Annotated in this window: 16 protein-coding genes and 1 tRNA gene; 3 read left to right on the top strand and 14 right to left on the bottom strand. The window is 59.2% G+C overall.

The window, feature by feature from the left end; translation table 11 throughout:
• Positions 1-4 precede the first annotated feature (4 nt).
• From L901_RS17170 to L901_RS17150, 5 genes are all read right to left on the bottom strand, one after another.
• Positions 5-1,108 (bottom strand): ABC transporter permease, encoded by a 1,104-nt coding sequence (locus L901_RS17170; RefSeq protein WP_003524352.1) that lies wholly within the window; start codon positions 1,106-1,108, stop codon positions 5-7.
• A gap of 7 nt (positions 1,109-1,115) precedes the next feature.
• Complete coding sequence (locus L901_RS17165) at positions 1,116-2,621, bottom strand: ABC transporter ATP-binding protein (protein ID WP_082710688.1); 1,506 nt, start codon at positions 2,619-2,621, stop codon at positions 1,116-1,118.
• An 82-nt stretch (positions 2,622-2,703) separates the two neighbouring features.
• Complete coding sequence (locus L901_RS17160; RefSeq protein WP_003524348.1) at positions 2,704-3,696, bottom strand: BMP family protein; 993 nt, start codon at positions 3,694-3,696, stop codon at positions 2,704-2,706.
• Between the two features lie 214 nt (positions 3,697-3,910).
• Positions 3,911-4,561 (bottom strand): peptide-methionine (S)-S-oxide reductase MsrA, encoded by a 651-nt coding sequence (gene msrA, locus L901_RS17155; RefSeq protein ID WP_059758972.1) that lies wholly within the window; start codon positions 4,559-4,561, stop codon positions 3,911-3,913.
• Between the two features lie 74 nt (positions 4,562-4,635).
• Positions 4,636-4,953, bottom strand: a complete 318-nt coding sequence (locus L901_RS17150; RefSeq protein WP_059758969.1) for a hypothetical protein — start codon at positions 4,951-4,953, stop codon at positions 4,636-4,638.
• 220 nt (positions 4,954-5,173) lie between these two features.
• On the opposite strand from L901_RS17150, the gene L901_RS17145 reads away from it, so the two are divergent.
• The 3 genes from L901_RS17145 to dnaJ all read left to right on the top strand — a co-directional run bounded on the left by L901_RS17145 (position 5,174) and on the right by dnaJ (position 8,700).
• Positions 5,174-5,262, top strand: a tRNA-Ser gene (locus L901_RS17145).
• 309 nt (positions 5,263-5,571) lie between these two features.
• A complete protein-coding gene (gene dnaK / locus L901_RS17135; RefSeq protein ID WP_003524342.1) occupies positions 5,572-7,473 on the top strand; it encodes a molecular chaperone DnaK in 1,902 nt (633 codons plus the stop codon).
• A gap of 90 nt (positions 7,474-7,563) precedes the next feature.
• Positions 7,564-8,700: a molecular chaperone DnaJ gene (gene dnaJ, locus L901_RS17130; protein WP_004439156.1), complete on the top strand. Its 1,137-nt coding sequence runs from the start codon at positions 7,564-7,566 to the stop codon at positions 8,698-8,700.
• A gap of 67 nt (positions 8,701-8,767) precedes the next feature.
• Here dnaJ and L901_RS17125 read toward each other — a convergent pair whose 3' ends face one another.
• From L901_RS17125 to L901_RS17085, 9 genes are all read right to left on the bottom strand, one after another.
• Entirely contained in the window at positions 8,768-9,319 is a 552-nt protein-coding gene (locus L901_RS17125) for a DUF924 family protein (RefSeq protein WP_059758964.1), read from the bottom strand.
• Between the two features lie 13 nt (positions 9,320-9,332).
• Positions 9,333-9,545 (bottom strand): SlyX family protein, encoded by a 213-nt coding sequence (locus tag L901_RS17120; RefSeq protein WP_059759493.1) that lies wholly within the window; start codon positions 9,543-9,545, stop codon positions 9,333-9,335.
• 148 nt (positions 9,546-9,693) lie between these two features.
• Complete coding sequence (locus L901_RS17115) at positions 9,694-11,199, bottom strand: tripartite tricarboxylate transporter permease (RefSeq protein WP_059758961.1); 1,506 nt, start codon at positions 11,197-11,199, stop codon at positions 9,694-9,696.
• Positions 11,200-11,208: 9 nt separating this feature from the next.
• A complete protein-coding gene (locus tag L901_RS17110; RefSeq protein WP_035240376.1) occupies positions 11,209-11,670 on the bottom strand; it encodes a tripartite tricarboxylate transporter TctB family protein in 462 nt (153 codons plus the stop codon).
• Between the two features lie 99 nt (positions 11,671-11,769).
• Positions 11,770-12,753 carry a tripartite tricarboxylate transporter substrate-binding protein gene (locus tag L901_RS17105; protein ID WP_003524332.1) on the bottom strand — a complete coding sequence of 328 codons (984 nt, stop codon included), beginning with the start codon at positions 12,751-12,753 and terminating at the stop codon, positions 11,770-11,772.
• A gap of 197 nt (positions 12,754-12,950) precedes the next feature.
• A complete protein-coding gene (locus tag L901_RS17100) occupies positions 12,951-14,297 on the bottom strand; it encodes a sigma-54 dependent transcriptional regulator (protein ID WP_059758958.1) in 1,347 nt (448 codons plus the stop codon).
• Positions 14,294-16,096 carry a sensor histidine kinase gene (locus L901_RS17095; RefSeq protein ID WP_059758955.1) on the bottom strand — a complete coding sequence of 601 codons (1,803 nt, stop codon included), beginning with the start codon at positions 16,094-16,096 and terminating at the stop codon, positions 14,294-14,296. The genes L901_RS17100 and L901_RS17095 overlap by 4 nt, the downstream gene beginning before the upstream one ends.
• 187 nt (positions 16,097-16,283) lie before the next feature.
• Positions 16,284-16,469, bottom strand: coding sequence for a 50S ribosomal protein L32 (rpmF, locus tag L901_RS17090; protein ID WP_003507205.1), 186 nt, complete (start codon positions 16,467-16,469; stop codon positions 16,284-16,286).
• A 192-nt stretch (positions 16,470-16,661) separates the two neighbouring features.
• Entirely contained in the window at positions 16,662-17,381 is a 720-nt protein-coding gene (locus L901_RS17085; protein WP_059758953.1) for a DUF1868 domain-containing protein, read from the bottom strand.

The following is a 17,381-nucleotide window of genomic DNA, read 5'->3' as shown; positions in this document are numbered from 1 at the left end:
CAGCTCACCCCTTTGCCAAACGCTGGTAGATGCGGACGACCGCCGGCCGGTACATATATTCCAGCGCGCCGGCGAAGAGGATCACCAGACCCTGAATGACCACGATCATCTCGCGGGTAATGTTCGGCATCTCGAAAGAAAGATCCGCACCGCCCTGATAAAGAATGCCGAACAGCAATGCCGCGAAAATGATGCCGAGCGGATGGCTTCGCCCCATCAGCGACACGGCAATGCCGACGAAGCCAGCACCGCCGACGAATTCCACCTGCAGGCGGGCGGAAGCGCCCATGACCGGATTCAGCGCCATCATGCCCGCAAGACCGCCGGAAATCAGCATGGCGATGATGACCGTTCGCGCATAGGGAATACCGGCATAGATGGCGGCCGACGGGCTGATGCCGAGCGTGCGCATCTCATAACCGAGCTTGGTACGCCAGATCAGCACCCAGACAAGGAAACACATGACCAGTGCGATGATGAAGGAGACGTTGAACGGCGCCGGCCCGAGCTTAAGGCCGAACAGCGCCATCAACCAGTCCAGCTTCGGCAATTGCCCACCCGGCAGAAAGGTGCGCGTTTCCGGCGCCATCTTGCCCGGCACGATCAGCACATTCACCAGCAGATAGACCATCAGCGCAGCCGCGATGAAGTTGAACATGATGGTGGTGATGACGACATGGCTGCCGCGTTTTGCCTGCAGCCAGGCCGGAATGAAAGCCCAGGCCGCGCCAAAAAGCGCGGCACCGATGACGGCGAAAGGCATCGTCACATACCACGGCACGTAACGGTCGAGCGCCAGCGCCACCAGCGCGGCACCCAGACCGCCAATATAGGCCTGACCTTCCGAGCCGATGTTGAACAGGCCGGCATGGAAGGCCACGGCGACGGAAAGGCCGGTGAAGATGAAGCTCGTCGTGTAGAAGAGCGTGAAGCCGATGGCGTCGCCACGGCCGAGCGCACCTTCGATGAGCAGGCGGAGCGCCGCCAGCGGGCTTTCCCCGATCGACCAGACAACGAGGCCGGAAATCAGAAAGGCGGTAACGACGTTCAACAACGGCAGCAGGCCGTAGCTGATCCAGTTTGGTAGGGGTACGGAAGCGGTGCTCATTCATGCCTCATGCGGCGATGCCGGCCATCATCAGGCCCAGCGTCTGTTCTTCGGCTTCCGCCGTTTTTTCTCCAACGACACGGCCGGCGAACATGACCATGATCCGGTCCGAAAGGGAACGGATTTCATCGAGTTCGACCGAAACCAGCAAAATCGCCTTTCCGGCATCGCGCATTTCGATGATGCGGCGATGGATGAATTCGATGGCGCCGATATCCACGCCGCGGGTCGGCTGGCCGATGATCAGCATCTTGGGGTCACGCTCGATTTCGCGCGCGACGACGATCTTCTGCTGATTGCCGCCGGAAAAATTGGCGGTCTTCAGCTGCGGGTTCGGCGGGCGGATATCGTATTTCTCGATCTTTTCGACCGCATCTCTGCGGATGGCCTCGGGGTTGAGGAAGGGTCCTTTGCCGTATCGCTCATCATGGTGATAACCGAGGATGGAGTTTTCATATTCCTCGAACTTCAGCACCAGCCCCATATGGTGGCGGTCTTCCGGGATATGCGCGAGGCCGAGCCTGCGCAGAATGGCCGGATCGGGGCGGTCCACCTTCTGGCCATCCACCCATATCTCGCCCGAATGGGGCTTGCGGATGCCGGCGATGGCTTCGAGCAGCTCCGACTGGCCATTGCCCGCCACGCCGGCAATGCCGACGATTTCACCGGCGCGGACATCGAGCGAGACATCATCCACCATGGTGACGCCGCGACTGTCCTTGACAGTCAGATTGCGGATGGAGAGCAGAACATCGCCCGGTGTCGTCTCGCCCTTTTCCACCCTGAGCAGCACGCGGCGGCCAACCATCAGTTCGGCCAGTTCCTCGACGCTGGTTTCGGAGGTCTTGCGGGTCGCGACCATTTCACCGCGGCGCATGACGGAGACGGAATCCGTGATCGCCATGATCTCGCGCAGCTTGTGGGTGATGAGGATGACGGTCTTGCCCTGCTCGCGCAGGACGCCGAGGATCTTGAAAAGGTGATCGGCCTCGGCCGGTGTCAGAACGCCGGTCGGCTCATCGAGGATCAGGATTTCGGCGCCACGATACATGGCTTTGAGGATTTCGACGCGCTGCTGCAGACCGACCGGCAGTTCTTCGATGACCGCATCCGGATCGACTTCCAGACCGTAATCGTCCTCTAGGCGCTGCAACTCCTTGCGGGCCGCCGCCCGGCCCTTGGCGAGCGATGCGCCGCCTTCCGCGCCGAGCATGACGTTTTCCAGCACGGTGAAATTTTCCACCAGCATGAAGTGCTGATGCACCATGCCGATACCGGCATTGATGGCCGTCTGGCTATCACGGATCGCGACGGGCGTGCCATTCACCCGGATTTCACCGGCATCCGCCTGATAAAAGCCGTAGAGGATCGACATCAGGGTCGACTTCCCGGCACCGTTTTCCCCGATGATGCCGTGGATCGTGCCCTTGGCGACGGTCAGATTGATATTCTTGTTGGCGTGAACGGCACCGAATTTCTTGTCGATGCCCACGAGTTCGATTGCAGGGTCCATACTCAAACCGAAACCTCTCCGAAGGCTGGATATGAAAAGGGCGCAAGATGAAAAACATCATGCGCCCCCATTACATATCATATCATTTCGGGCAGGAATTATCCGCCATATAGTCATGAACCTTGACGGCGCCGGAGATGATATCGGCCTTCGCCTTGTCCACGGCGGCGGTCATTTCCGGCGTGATCAGGGCCTTGTTATTGTCGTCGACCGCGTAGGCGACGCCATCTTCCTTAACGCCGAGCGCAACGATGCCGGGGGTGAACTTGTCGTCCTTGGCATCCTTGTAGGCATTGTAGACGGCCAGATCGACGCGCTTGACCATGGAGGTCAGAACCGAACCCGGATGCAGATGGTTCTGGTTGGAATCGACGCCGATCGAGAACTTCTTGTTGTCGGCGGCAGTCTGCAGCACACCGATACCGGTCGCACCGGCTGCCGCGTAAATCACGTCCGCACCCTGGTCGATCTGGTTCTTGGTGAGTTCGCCGCCGCGCACCGGATCGTTCCAGGCTGCACCCGTGGTGCCGGTCATGTTCTGGAAGACTTCGATCTTGTCGTTGGCAGCCTTTGCGCCCTGCGCATAACCACAGGCGAACTTACGGATCAGCGGAATATCCATGCCGCCGATGAAGCCGACCTTGCCGGTCTTGGAGGCCATGCCGGCCAGCAGACCGACGAGATAGGAGCCTTCGTGCTCCTTATAGACGACCGAGCGGACATTCGGCAGTTCGACGACGGAATCGACGATGACGAACTTGGTGTCGGGGAATTCTGCTGCGACCTTTTCCATGGCCGAGGTCCAGGCGAAGGAAACGGCAACGACCGGGTTGAAGCCCTTGCTCGCAAAGTTGCGAATGGCCTGTTCGCCCTGCGTGTCGCTGGTCGGTTCGAAATCGCGGAACTCGATGCCCGTTTCTGCCTTGAACTTTTCAGCGCCGGCCGCAGCGGCTTCGTTGAACGATTTGTCGAACTTGCCGCCCGTGCCATAGACCAGCGCCGGCTTGATATCGGCGGCGAGCGCGGAAGCCGACATTGCGGCGAGCGCAAAAAGCGTCAGAAGGGATTTTTTCATTGTGCAGCCCTGTTGTTGCAATTGATATTTTAAGGGTCCTCCCGCAATCCCGTTGACCGGGAATGTCTGCGGAACCGCCAGCCGTTTTCCCGGCTGTGCTTGCCTCATATCCTTGCATGGCTCAATGAAAAATTCATCCGGTTTTTTTGACCCGGTGGAAAAACTTTATTCTGGCGCTTTTTTGGTCTTTCCACCGGGGCGACCTGCAAAAAATCTAGCCGATATTGCAGCTTACGCCGGTTCCCCTCAGGCCGCAGTAGCCGCCCGGGTTCTTGGCAAGATATTGCTGATGGTAGTCTTCAGCGTAATAAAACTTTTCAAGCGGCCCGATCTCGGTGGTGATGGCGCTGCCATGGCCGGCCTCGTCCAAAGCCTGTTGAAAAGCATCGCTCGCCTTCTGCGCCTGCTGCAACTGCCCTTCCGTCGTCGCGTAAATGGCGGAACGGTAGGTCGTGCCGACATCGTTGCCCTGCCGCATCCCCTGTGTCGGATCATGCTCCTCGAAGAATATCTTCAGCAGACCCGAGAGCGAGATCACGGCCGGATCGTAGACAACCTTGACCACTTCGGCGTGGCCCGTCTGGCCCGTCGTCGTCTCCTGATAGGTGGGGTTGCGGGTGAAGCCGCCGGCATAACCCACCGCCGTCACCCACACGCCCGGCGTTTTCCAGAACAACCGTTCCGCGCCCCAGAAGCAGCCCATGCCGAGATAGATGGTTTCAAGTCCGTCAGGATAAGGCCCCTTCAAGGGCCGGCCATTGACGAAATGGGCTTCCGGCACCGCAAGCGCCTCTTCACGGCCGGGCAAGGCGGTTTCTTCGGTCGGCATCGTCGTTTTTTTTGAAAGCGTATCGAACAGGAACATTCGGTCCTCCATGCGGCCAGTTCCGCCGCTTCTCATGGTTCACGTCTGCGGGCGCCCAATTCGACAGACACAAATCAGGCCGATAAACGCCTCATCGCCTTGTGTTTCCTGTAACCCGCCATCCAGCAGAGCAGGGAAAGCGCCAGGGAAACGGCAAATGCGGGCACCGCCGACAGGGCATTTTCAATGAAGCGCCACGCTTCAGGGTGAATATAGTGAGCCATGGCCGCTTCCACCATGGTGCGGGAAGCAGGAAGAAGATAGTTCCAGACGGACAGGATGCCGGTGATATTGACCGAGGATGTGGAAACCGAGCGGATCGAATCGAGCACGCCCAGAAAAACCGCCGCAACGAGGAAAAGAAAGCTCAAAAACCGCAAAAAAGCTTTCATCAGGGACACCTCGTTTACGATCTGCCGGTCAGACAGCCATATTTTGAAATCTATAATGCATCGATAAAGGCGGGAAAACCGGTTTGCAATCGCATCGGAACACAGGAAATTGCCGACATTTCAAAAAACTGTCAGATTCGTGTTGATCCCTGCGAATTCATCGGTATATATCGCGCCGTTCCAGTGATTTGCATTCTTCAAAACATGCAGATTTGAAAAAGGACAGGTGGCCGAGTGGTTTAAGGCGCAGCCTGGAACGCGTGTGTGCGTGAAAGCGTACCGTGGGTTCGAATCCCACCCTGTCCGCCATTTCACCCCACCCCGATGCCGTTAAAAGCAAGCCTCACCGGTTCGCCCACCGCGATGCCGACCGACGGCGCCGTGCAGCACACAAGTCGCGTTTTCCCGCTTCCGCAAGCCGTGATGGCTATGCTTCTGCACAGACAGGGGTTTCTTGCGCTTTTTTGCTGCGCTTCCCCCTCTCTTGCGCCTTGCAGCAGGAAAAATCGCTCCTTATATACGCCGCAGAACTGCAGCAAATACTGCAAATCCAAGTCAAGGAGCTGCCACAAGAATGCCTCACGGGGTTCCGACAGCTCGCTTCAAGGAGAGAAGAGCATGGCAAAAGTAATCGGTATCGACCTTGGCACGACCAATTCCTGCGTTGCAGTGATGGACGGCAAGGACACGAAAGTAATTGAAAACGCGGAAGGCGCGCGCACCACGCCGTCCATGGTGGCGTTTTCCGACGATGGCGAACGCCTTGTCGGCCAGCCGGCCAAGCGCCAGGCGGTCACCAACCCGACCAACACCCTGTTTGCGGTCAAGCGCCTCATCGGCCGCCGTTATGAAGACCCGACCGTCGAAAAGGACAAGGCTCTGGTCCCCTTTGAAATCGTCAAGGGTGACAATGGCGACGCATGGGTGAAGGCGCAGGACAAGCCCTATTCCCCTTCGCAGATTTCCGCGATGATCCTTCAGAAGATGAAAGAAACGGCTGAATCCTATCTCGGCGAAAAGGTCGAGAAGGCCGTCATCACGGTTCCTGCCTACTTCAACGACGCCCAGCGTCAGGCAACCAAGGATGCCGGCCGCATTGCCGGTCTGGATGTTCTGCGCATCATCAACGAGCCGACTGCGGCAGCACTCGCCTATGGCCTCGACAAGAAGGACGGCAAGACGATCGCCGTTTACGACCTTGGCGGCGGCACCTTCGATATTTCCGTTCTGGAAATCGGCGACGGCGTCTTCGAAGTGAAGTCGACCAATGGCGATACCTTCCTTGGTGGTGAAGACTTCGACATGCGTCTGGTCGAGTATCTGGCCGGCGAGTTCAAGAAGGATCAGGGCATCGACCTGAAGAACGACAAGCTCGCCCTGCAGCGCCTCAAGGAAGCTGCCGAAAAGGCGAAGATCGAACTTTCGTCCTCGCAGCAGACCGAAATCAACCTGCCGTTCATCACGGCCGATGCTTCCGGTCCGAAGCACCTGACGCTGAAGCTGACCCGCGCCAAGTTCGAAAGCCTGGTGGACGATCTGGTGCAGCGTACCGTCGCACCGTGCAAGGCAGCGCTGAAGGATGCCGGCGTTTCCGCTTCCGAGATCGATGAAGTCGTTCTCGTCGGTGGCATGAGCCGCATGCCGAAGGTGCAGGAAGTCGTCAAGCAGCTGTTCGGCAAGGAGCCGCACAAGGGCGTGAACCCGGATGAAGTGGTTGCCATGGGCGCCGCCATCCAGGCCGGCGTTCTGCAGGGCGACGTCAAGGACGTTCTGCTGCTCGACGTGACCCCGCTGTCGCTCGGCATCGAAACGCTGGGTGGCGTCTTCACCCGTCTGATCGATCGCAACACGACGATCCCGACCAAGAAGAGCCAGACCTTCTCGACCGCCGAAGACAACCAGTCGGCCGTGACCATCCGCGTCTCGCAGGGTGAGCGCGAAATGGCGCAGGACAACAAGCTGCTCGGCCAGTTCGACCTCGTCGGCCTGCCGCCGGCACCGCGTGGCGTTCCGCAGATCGAAGTCACCTTCGATATCGACGCCAACGGCATCGTGCAGGTTTCGGCGAAAGACAAGGGCACCGGCAAGGAACAGCAGATCCGCATCCAGGCTTCCGGCGGTCTCTCCGATGCCGACATCGAGAAGATGGTGAAGGACGCCGAAGCCAATGCCGAAGCCGACAAGAAGCGCCGTGCGGGTGTGGAAGCCAAGAACCAGGCCGAAAGCCTCATCCACTCCACCGAGAAGTCGGTGAAGGAATATGGCGACAAGGTTTCCGAGACCGACCGCAAGGCTATCGAAGACGCCATTGCCAGCCTGAAGACCGCCGTCGAAGCCGCTGAGCCGGATGCCGACGACATTCAGGCCAAGACCCAGACCCTCATGGAAGTCTCCATGAAGCTCGGTCAGGCCATCTACGAAGCACAGCAGGCCGAGGCCGGCGATGCTTCCGCAGAAGGCAAGGACGACGTCGTCGACGCCGACTATGAGGAAATCAAGGACGACAAGAAGTCCGCTTAATCGCGTGACCTCCCGTCTCCTGAAAACATATGCAAGACATCCGGCTGCCGACGTGCAGCCGGAAATCCATTTGCGGGGCTTGTTAACTTAATGGCGAAAGCAGACTTTTACGAAACACTTGGCGTCAGCAAGACCGCGGACGAAAAAGAGCTGAAAAGCGCCTTCCGCAAACTCGCGATGAAATACCATCCGGACAAGAACCCGGACGATGCCGATTCCGAACGGAAATTCAAGGAAATCAACGAAGCCTATGAAACGCTGAAGGACCCGCAGAAGCGCGCGGCCTATGACCGTTTCGGCCACGCCGCATTTGAAAATGGCGGCATGGGCGGCGGTGGCGGCTTTGGCGGCGGCGGTTTCGCCAATGGCGGCTTCTCGGATATTTTCGAAGACATCTTCGGCGAGATGATGGGCGGCGGCCGTGCGCGCCGCTCTTCCGGCGGACGCGAGCGCGGCGCCGACCTTCGCTACAATATGGAAATCACGCTGGAAGAGGCCTTCACCGGCAAGACGGCGCAGATCAGGGTTCCGACCTCGATCACCTGCGATGTCTGTTCCGGCTCGGGTGCAAAGCCCGGCACGCAGCCCAAGACCTGCGCCACCTGTCAGGGTTCCGGCCGCGTGCGTGCAGCTCAGGGCTTCTTCTCGGTGGAGCGCACTTGCCCCACCTGCCATGGTCGCGGGCAGACGATCTCCGACCCCTGCGGCAAGTGCCACGGTCAGGGCCGTGTAACCGAAGAGCGTTCGCTTTCCGTCAACATTCCCTCGGGCATCGAGGACGGCACCCGCATTCGCCTGCAGGGCGAAGGCGAGGCTGGCATGCGTGGCGGTCCGGCGGGCGATCTCTATATCTTCCTGTCCGTGCGTCCGCATGAATTCTTCCAGCGCGACGGCGCCGACCTTTATTGCACCGTGCCGATCTCCATGACGACGGCGGCACTTGGCGGCACTTTCGATGTCACGACGCTCGACGGCACCAAATCGCGCGTTACGGTTCCGGAAGGCACCCAGCCGGGCAAGCAGTTCCGTCTGAAGGGTAAGGGCATGCCGGTTCTGCGTTCGGCGCAGACGGGCGACCTCTATATCCAGATCCAGATCGAAACGCCGCAGAAACTCAGTAAGCGTCAGCGCGAGCTGTTGCAGGAGTTCGAGCAGCTCTCCTCCAAGGAGAACAATCCGGAATCAACGGGCTTCTTCGCCCGGATGAAGGAATTCTTCGACGGCTGATTGTCGCCGCTCCCATGCTTTAAGAACGCCGCCACCCTTCGGGACTGGCGGCGTTTTCGTTTCTGGCTCAGCCGGAAAAGCCGCCTTCATCCAGATATTGCCGTTCCGCCGGCGTCGTTTCCCGCAGCAATATGTGGTTGCGATGCGGAAAGCGGCCGAAACGCTCGATGATATCGCGATGTTCTTCGGCATGGTGAAGATAGAGCCCGCCAAGCGGCTGGTTCAGAACGCAGGCACGCTGCTGGGCCTTGATATCTTCGGCATGGGAAAAGGGCAGATAGAAGAAAACGCGCAAATCCTCGCCCATCGCCTGATCGTGGCCACGGCGAATGGCCTCGTCGGCAAAGAGCCGCGCCAGCGGGTCGGTTGCATACATGTGAGCGGTGCCGCGAAAGCAGTTGCGCGGAAACTGATCCAGCAGAAGCATTAGCGCGAGACTGCTTTCCGCGCCCTCCAGCCAGTCGTCCAGCTCACGCCGTGCTGCTGCAAAATGGGCATCGCGGAAACGGTCGTGAAAGTGGTTGTCGAAGGCGGCATCCTTGTCGAACCACTTGTCCGGTCCGGCCTTCTTCCAGAAATCGACGATATCGGCGGCCAGCGCGGCGGTGTCGTTTTTCATTGGCTCTTCCCTGTCAATAATGCGGCGGTCGAGTAATCGCGGGCGCGTCCAGCGATTGCTCCTCCAGGCTCAGGAACCTCTCCGTCAGGCGGTCGAGCTTGGCGCGGGTCTGCTCCACTACCTTCCACTGTTCCGCCAGCTGATCGGACAGCTCCTCTATCACCTTGGCCTGATGCGCGGCCGTCTCCTCGAGCGCAATGATCCGTTTTTCGGTTTCCGACGTCATATCGACCTCTCTTTCCAGCCCTTCCTTGGGCCTAAAAGCGCCTGAGTCAACCATATGTCGCTTTGGTGAAGCGAATTCGTCATGGCGATCCAGAAACGGAAAAAGCCGGCGATGTTTCCATCGCCGGCATCCGAGTCTTTGGCATTCCTCAGTCTTCTTCTACGAAAACCTCTTCGCGCTTCTTCTTCACGCTGGGCAGGAAGACGACGATCAGCACGGCCAGAGCAATGAAAAGCAGGGTGGCGCTGATCGGCCGGGTGACGAAGGTGGTCGGATCGCCGCGCGACAGGATCATGGCACGGCGCAGGTTCTCCTCCAGCAGCGGCCCAAGCACGAAGCCCAGGAGCAGCGGCGCCGGCTCGCAGCGCAGTTTCACCAGCACGTAACCGATGAAGCCGAAGAAGGCGACGGCATAGAGATCGAAGACATTGGAATTGACGCTGTAGACCCCGATGGCGCAGAAGGCCATGATGATCGGGAACAGCACGTAATAGGGCACCGTCAGAAGCTTCACCCACAGCCCGATCAGCGGCAGGTTCAGGATGACGAGCATCAGGTTGCCGATCCACATGGAGGCGATGATGCCCCAGAACAGCGCCGGCTGTTCGGTTGCGACGTTAGGACCCGGCACGATACCCTGAATGATCATCGCGCCGATCATCAGCGCCATCACCGGATTGGCGGGAATGCCGAGCGTGAGCAGCGGGATGAAGGAGGTCTGGGCACCGGCATTGTTGGCGGATTCCGGACCGGCTACGCCGGCAACCGCACCATGCCCGAATTCTTCCGGGTTCTTCGAGACGCGTTTTTCCACCGTATAGGAAGCAAAGGCCGCGAGGATCGCGCCGCCGCCCGGAAGAATGCCGAGAGCGGAACCAATGACCGTGCCGCGCAGCACCGGCGCGATCATTTTCCTGAAATCCTCCCGTGTCGGCATCAGCCCGCTGACCTTGGCGATCAGCACCGAACGGGTGCGCTCATTTTCGAGATTGCGCAGAATTTCGGCGATACCGAAGACGCCGACGGCCACGGCCACAAAGTTCAGACCGTCGGCATATTCGCGGATGCCGAGGGTGAAACGCGGCGTACCGCTATAGATATCGGTGCCCACCAAACCCAGCAGCAGGCCCAGCACGACCATGGCCAGCGCCTTGACGATGGACCCATGGGCAAGCGCAATGGACGAAACGAGGCCGACGACCATCAGCGAGAAATATTCCGCCGCACCGAATTCCAGCGCAATCGCCGTCAGAGGCGGAGCGAAGATTGCCACGAGGAAAGTGGAGACCGTGCCGGCAAAGAACGAGCCGATGGCGGCGATGGCGAGTGCGGCGCCCGCCTTGCCCTTGCGCGCCATCTGATACCCATCGATGGCAGTGACGGCGGAGGAGGATTCCCCCGGCATGTTGATCAGAATAGCCGTGGTCGAGCCGCCATATTGCGCGCCGTAATAAATGCCGGCGAGCATGATTAGCGACGAGACGGGCTCGAGCTGGAAGGTAATCGGCAGCAGCATGGCGATGGTCGCCGTCGCGCCGATGCCGGGCAGCACACCGATCAGGGTGCCGAGCAGCACGCCGATCAGGCAGAAGAACAGGTTTGCCAGCGACGAGGCGGTGACGAAACCGAGAGCGAGATTATCGAGCAAATCCATCACGGCACCTCAAAATTTAAGCCAGGGGCCGAAGCGCTGGAACGGCAGGCCGAGACCGTAGTTGAAAACAGCGACGGAAAAGACCGTGATGGCAGCGGAAAGAATGACCGCCATGAGCGGGCTCATCTTGTGCGAGGCGAAGGCTGCGATAAGGGCGCTGAAAAAAAGCGCCGGCACGAAACCGAGACCCCGGACAGTGAAACCGAAGAAGATTGGCGCGGGCAGGATGAAGAATATGCCCCGCCAGGCGATTGCTCCGATACCTTCTCCGGCCGGCCGGGCTGAGCGCAGAAATATGACGCCACCGAGCAGGATCAGGATGATTGCCAACACGAGCGGGAAATAGCCCGGCCCCATGCGAAAAGCGGTTCCGATCTCCAGCCCATAAGACTGCAAGGCGAAAAAGACGCCAAGTCCCATGAAAATTGCCCCGCAGACTGCCTCGGCAGGGTCATTAAATAACGACTTCATGAAAGATGCCTCTCCACCGCGGCCGGCATCACACCGGTCCGTCTGTTAAAATGATCACGGTCGACCGGCGGCGAGACACCGCCGGTCATTCCGCGTTCATCAGTCGGCATATTGGCCGGCAGCCTCGATCACCGGCTTCCAGCGGGCGATTTCGCTCTCAAGCTTGGCCTTCAGCGCCGCAGGCGTCGCATCGCTTTCCGAGGAGGGCGTGGTGCCGAGTTCGGCAAAACGAGCCGCGACATTCTTGTCCTTCAGCGCGACCTGCAGCGACTTGGAGAGCTTTTCGTTGATTTCCGCAGGCGTGCCCTTCGGCGTATAGATGCCGTGCCAGATACCCACTTCAAGCTTCGGCAGGCCAGCTTCAACAACCGTCGGCACATCCGGCAGCACGTCCAGCCGCTTGGCCGTGGTCACGGCATAGGCTTTCACGGTTCCGCCCTGAATCTGCTTGGTGGTGTTGGTGGTCTGGTCGCACATGATGTCGACCTGGCCGCCGAGCAGATCGGTCATGGCCGGACCGGTGCCCTTATAGGGAACGGTGACGAGCGGGGTTTCGATGGCGCTCATGAACAGCATGCCGCACAGATGCGAGGCAGCGCCGATGCCGGCATTGGCGACGGTGACCTTGTCCTTGTTCGCCTTGGCGTATTCGATCAGACCTTTCAGATCCGTCGTCTCTAGGTTCTTGCGCGACAGGATGGTCATCGGCACTTCGGTGACCAGGCCGACATATTCGAAGGCGTTCAGCGTGTCATAGGCAAGCTTACGGTAGAGCGTGGCGCTGGTGGCCATGCCGATATGGTGGAGAAGAACGGTGTAGCCGTCCGGATCGGACGATGCCACACGACCAGCACCTAGCGTGCCGCCTGCGCCGCCGACATTTTCGACGATGATCTGCTGGCCAAGGTCCTTCGACATGGATTCAGCGACAAGGCGCGCAACCGTATCCGTCGGGCCGCCAGCCGCAAAGGGCACGACCATGGTGATGTTGCGCTCCGGATAGTTCTGAGCAGATGCGGACAGCGCAAAAAGGGAAACGGCAGCGGCGGCAGCAAGGCCGGTGACTGTCTTCAGTATTTTCATCGATTCCTCCCGGATGAAAATGTTCGCCACTTCAGCCGCGCATGCTCCTCCATGGCGACCGGGGTGAGATATTTGCGATCCGGGATCACCGTTCAGCAATGGCGGTCTTGTCGTGAGGTGCGCTTTTATTGCTATCCTGAACGGCGATGGGTGGATTTCTACCCATAGGGGCTCATCCATGGGTGGAAATCCACCCATCAGACCTCGGTCATGTGCCGGTGCAGCCCGTATTTCTGCATTTTTTCGTAGAGCGTTTTGCGCGAAATGCCGAGATTTTCATAAACGGATTTCAGGTTTCCGCCGTGCGCGGCGATTGCATGTGCGATCAGGCTTTTTTCATAAGCCGCGACCCGTGCGGAAAGGGCCGCTTTTCCGTCATCCTGAAACGGCAGCGAAGCTTCGGAAACATCGCTTTCCAGACCGAGAACGAAGCGGTCTGCGGCATTGCGCAATTCACGCACATTGCCTGGCCACTCACGCAGGGAGACGGCCGAAAGCAGACTTTGCGGCACCTCCATGTCTTCCCGCCCGTAACGGGCAGCAGCTTCCCGCACGAGGTGCAGGAAAAGTAGCGGTATATCTGCGCTGCGCTGCGAAAGCGATGGCACGAGAAGTGTCGCCACGTTGAGCCGATAAAGAAGATCTGCACGGAATCGGCCAGCCGCGACTTCCTGTTCCAGATCGACCTTGCTGGTGGCGATGAAACGGACATCGAGTTCGACCGTTTCATTCGAGCCGAGACGGGTAATCACCCGTTCCTGCAAGACACGCAGGAAGCGGCCCTGCAATTCGAAAGGCATGGAGCCGATCTCATCCAGCAATATGGTGCCGCCGCGAGCATGTTCGAACTTGCCGTAGCGCGGGCGCAGCGCTCCGGGAAACGCACCGGCCTCATGGCCGAATAGTTCACTTTCAATCAGTGTCTGCGGAAGAGCGGCGCAATTGATCGCCACGAAGGGCCGGTTGGCTCTGGCGCTGATATCGTGAAGCGCCCGTGCCACGACCTCCTTGCCCGCGCCCGTATCACCGACGATCAGCGTATCGGCGTCCGTCGCGCCGATGGCGCGGATACGATACCGCAGATCGACCATGATCTGGGTTCTGCCGGGCAGACGCGTTTCGAGATCGTCATGCTTGCCCGCTACCGCCTTGAGGCGGCGGTTTTCCAGTACCAGCGCCCGCCGATCATTCGCCCTTTTGATGATGCCGGCGAGATATTGCGGCGTGAACGGCTTTTCGATGAAATCATAGGCGCCGTTGCGCATGGCATTGACCGCGAGCTGCACATCGCCATGGCCCGTCATCAGGATGACAGGTATTTCAGGATCGAGCTCCCGCACCTTCTGCAGCAGCGTCATGCCATCCATGCCGGGCATCCTGATGTCGCTGACCACGACACCGTCGAAGCTGTAGCCGATGAGTTCGAGTGCATGTTCTGCGCTTGCAAGCATGGTGACGGCAAAACCGGAAAGCTCCAGCGCCTGCGCGGTGGAAAAGCGCAGCTCTTCCTCATCATCGATCAACAGAACCCGCGACATGGTCATTCCGCAGCCGCCTCCACGCGCCAGGCGGCGGCTGGCAATTCGATCTCGAACTCCGCCCCGCCATCTTCATGGTTTCTGACACGGAGCTGGCCGCCAAAATCCTTGATGATGTTATAGGAGATGGACAGGCCAAGACCGAGGCCGCGTCCCACGCCCTTGGTGGTGAAGAAGGGATCGAAAATGCGTTCTGAAATCGCCGCCGGCACGCCTGGACCGCGATCACGAATGAAAATCGACACCGACTGGCCATGCTGCACGGCCCTCAGCGCAATGCGGCGATCCTCGCGCCCCTCCACCGCATCGGCAGCATTGGAGATGATGTTGACGAGCACCTGCTGCAGCCGCACCGGGCCGGCCTTCACGGCAAGCGGCACCCGGCCGAGATCCACATCCAGCACCGCATCGGCGGCCTTCAGGCGCGCACCGACGATTTCGAGCGTATCGCGAAGGACGGCTTCCAGACTTACCGCGGCCATTTTTTCATTGGGCTTGCGGGCGAAATTCCTGAGATGCTTGCTGATGGAGGCCATACGGTCGATAAGGCCCGAAATGCGCCTGAGGTTTTCCGTCACCTCTTCCAGCCGTCCCCTCTCCACGAGAAGCGAGGCGTTTTCGGCGTAATTCTTGGCGGCTGCGAGCGGCTGGTTGAACTCATGCGACAACGCTGCCGACATCTGCCCGAGCGCTGCGAGCTTGCCCGCCTGCACCAGATCGTTCTGCATCTTGCGCAATTGTTTTTCCGTCTGGCGGCGTTCGGCGATTTCGTGCTCAATCTCCTGATTGACCCGCGCCAGATCGGCCGTGCGTTCCTCCACCCGTCGTTCCAGTTCCGCCTGCGCCTCCGCCTGATGCGTCAGGCGCTCCCGCAGACGACGACGCCTTTGCAGCATGGCGGCGATGAGGGCGCCCGCCAGGCAGAGGCAGAGGATGATGGCTATCATAGCCGTCTTCACCTGCGTTCGGAGCGAACCCGTGTCCATCAGCACGCTGACTGTCCAGCCCGCGTCCGGCATCGGCTGCGACAGGACCATATATTCCCTTTCACCGTCATCCTGGCTGATCGTCATCAGCTGATGCGAACCGAAATTGCCGTTTTTCAGGGGCAATTCCTTAAGGGTGGCATTGGCGTAGCGGCGGGAAGCCTCCGTTCGCGCCAGCCTTTCGGGTGTCAGCGGCATCAGGCCGGAATATAGCCATTGCGGCGTTCCGGTCATGAAGATGATGCCTTCCGGGTCCGATACCAGAATTCGGTTCTCGCCATCGCCGAATGACGCTTCTATGCCTTCAATATCGACCTTGAAGACGATGACGCCCTTGATCTCCTCGTTGAAGAGAATGGGCGCTGAAAAATAATAGCCACGCTTGTGGGAGGTGGTGCCAAGCGCGAAGAAGCGTGACTGGAAGCCCTTGGCGGCGTCCTGAAAATAGGGACGGTAGCTGAAATTCTCACCGACGAAACTCGTTGGACCATCATAGTTGCTGGCGGCGATGGTCTCCCCATCCAGCGTGATGATGTAGATATCGGAGGATTCCAGCAGGGTGTTGATGGATTTGAGGTAGATATTGGCGCGCTGGCGCAGTTCGGCATCCTTGGGATGTGCGACCAGTTCCTCAATGTCGTCGTGATCGGCAATCAGGGCCGGCAGCGGCTCGTAACGGTTCAAAAGCCCACCGAGAGCAGAAACGGCCAGCCGCAGCGTCGTGCGGCCCTGTTCAGACATTTCGCCGAAATAGCTTTCCGCTATGATACCGCCACCTCTCGTCACGGCGCCGTAACCGAGGCCGAGGCTGAGAAGCATCAATAAAATCCAGCGATATTTCACCGAAGCTCCCCTCCTGTTGCAGGCATCGAAACCTGCTCTCCCTGAAAGAGTGTAGGAGGAGTGGCCGAATTTTCCAAGTGAGCGGAAAAGACAGGTGGACGGTCCTGAAAACAAAAAACCGGCCACAAGGACCGGTTTTTTGCAAAGATGATTTCAGAAAAGCTTATGCGCTTTCCTTCGGCGTCAGAACCTGACGGCCGCGATACATACCGGTCTTCAGATCGATATGGTGCGGACGGCGCAGTTCGCCGGAGTTCTTGTCTTCAACATAGGTCGCAGACTTGAGACCGTCAGCCGAGCGGCGCATACCGCGCTTGGACGGGCTTGTTTTTCTTTTTGGTACAGCCATTTTTGTTACTCCACTTAAGCGGCGAAACAACGGAACCGGCCAGAACCAAAGGCCGAATGTCGGATGTCTCGATATCGGAAATTTGGCGCGCTTATACATGCCCAAACGGGCTTTGACCAGCCCTGACGCACATTTTTTCCGATTCAACGGAATCAGCGTGGCGAGCGATCCTCGGGCATCTCATATCATGCCTCACGCCTTATCGAAAACGACAAGCTTCTTGAAGTGGTTCATGTCCTTAAATTCACAGAAAGCTGGCGGCCGCATCTCTATGACCGGCGCTGCGGCGCGCAGCTTTTCCAGTTCCTCGTCGAGCATCGCCTGCCAGCGCGGCAGGCACTCCGGCTCGAACCAGCGGATGATGTAGGACAGGGTGATGTGAAATTCGTAAGTGTCATGATCAGGATGTCGGTAGCCGAAGAAATCGGCGAATGTATCCCGCCAGAGAGCCACGGTCCGATCGTCCTCGGCGGTTGCACCCTTCATCACCAGTCCCACCGGGCGCAGGCCCGTAACCTGCATGTTGAAGGCCGGCAAAGCTGGAAAGGCGGAAAGACGGTCGCGATAGTAGTCCGTCATCACATCGACCGACGCATCGAACGGCATTTCGCTCGGCCAATAGGGAAGCATGCGCCGCAAATCGTTGACCCCCTGGAATACCGTCATGTGCAGGCTGGAAATAGGGGTAAAGGCGAGCTGCGGCGCCTCGGCCATATCCAGAAAACGCTGGCGGGTCGCAATGATCGCCTTTTCAGTCTGCGATCCCTCGACAAGATGGCAGACGACCGTGTTGCCCGAGTCGGGCAAAAACTCGCCATCCGCGTTGAAGCGGCTGCCGAGATGGCGCGGCGGCTGATCGTGGTTGGCGGCGGAAATATAGCCGAGATCTTTCGAGACGAGCGGGGCGTGCAT

The organism is Agrobacterium sp. D14, from assembly GCF_001526505.1.
Taxonomy (GTDB): Bacteria; Pseudomonadota; Alphaproteobacteria; order Rhizobiales; family Rhizobiaceae; genus Agrobacterium; species Agrobacterium leguminum.
Note: the sequence above shows the minus strand (reverse complement) of the source record. Positions and strands in the feature narration are given on the sequence as shown.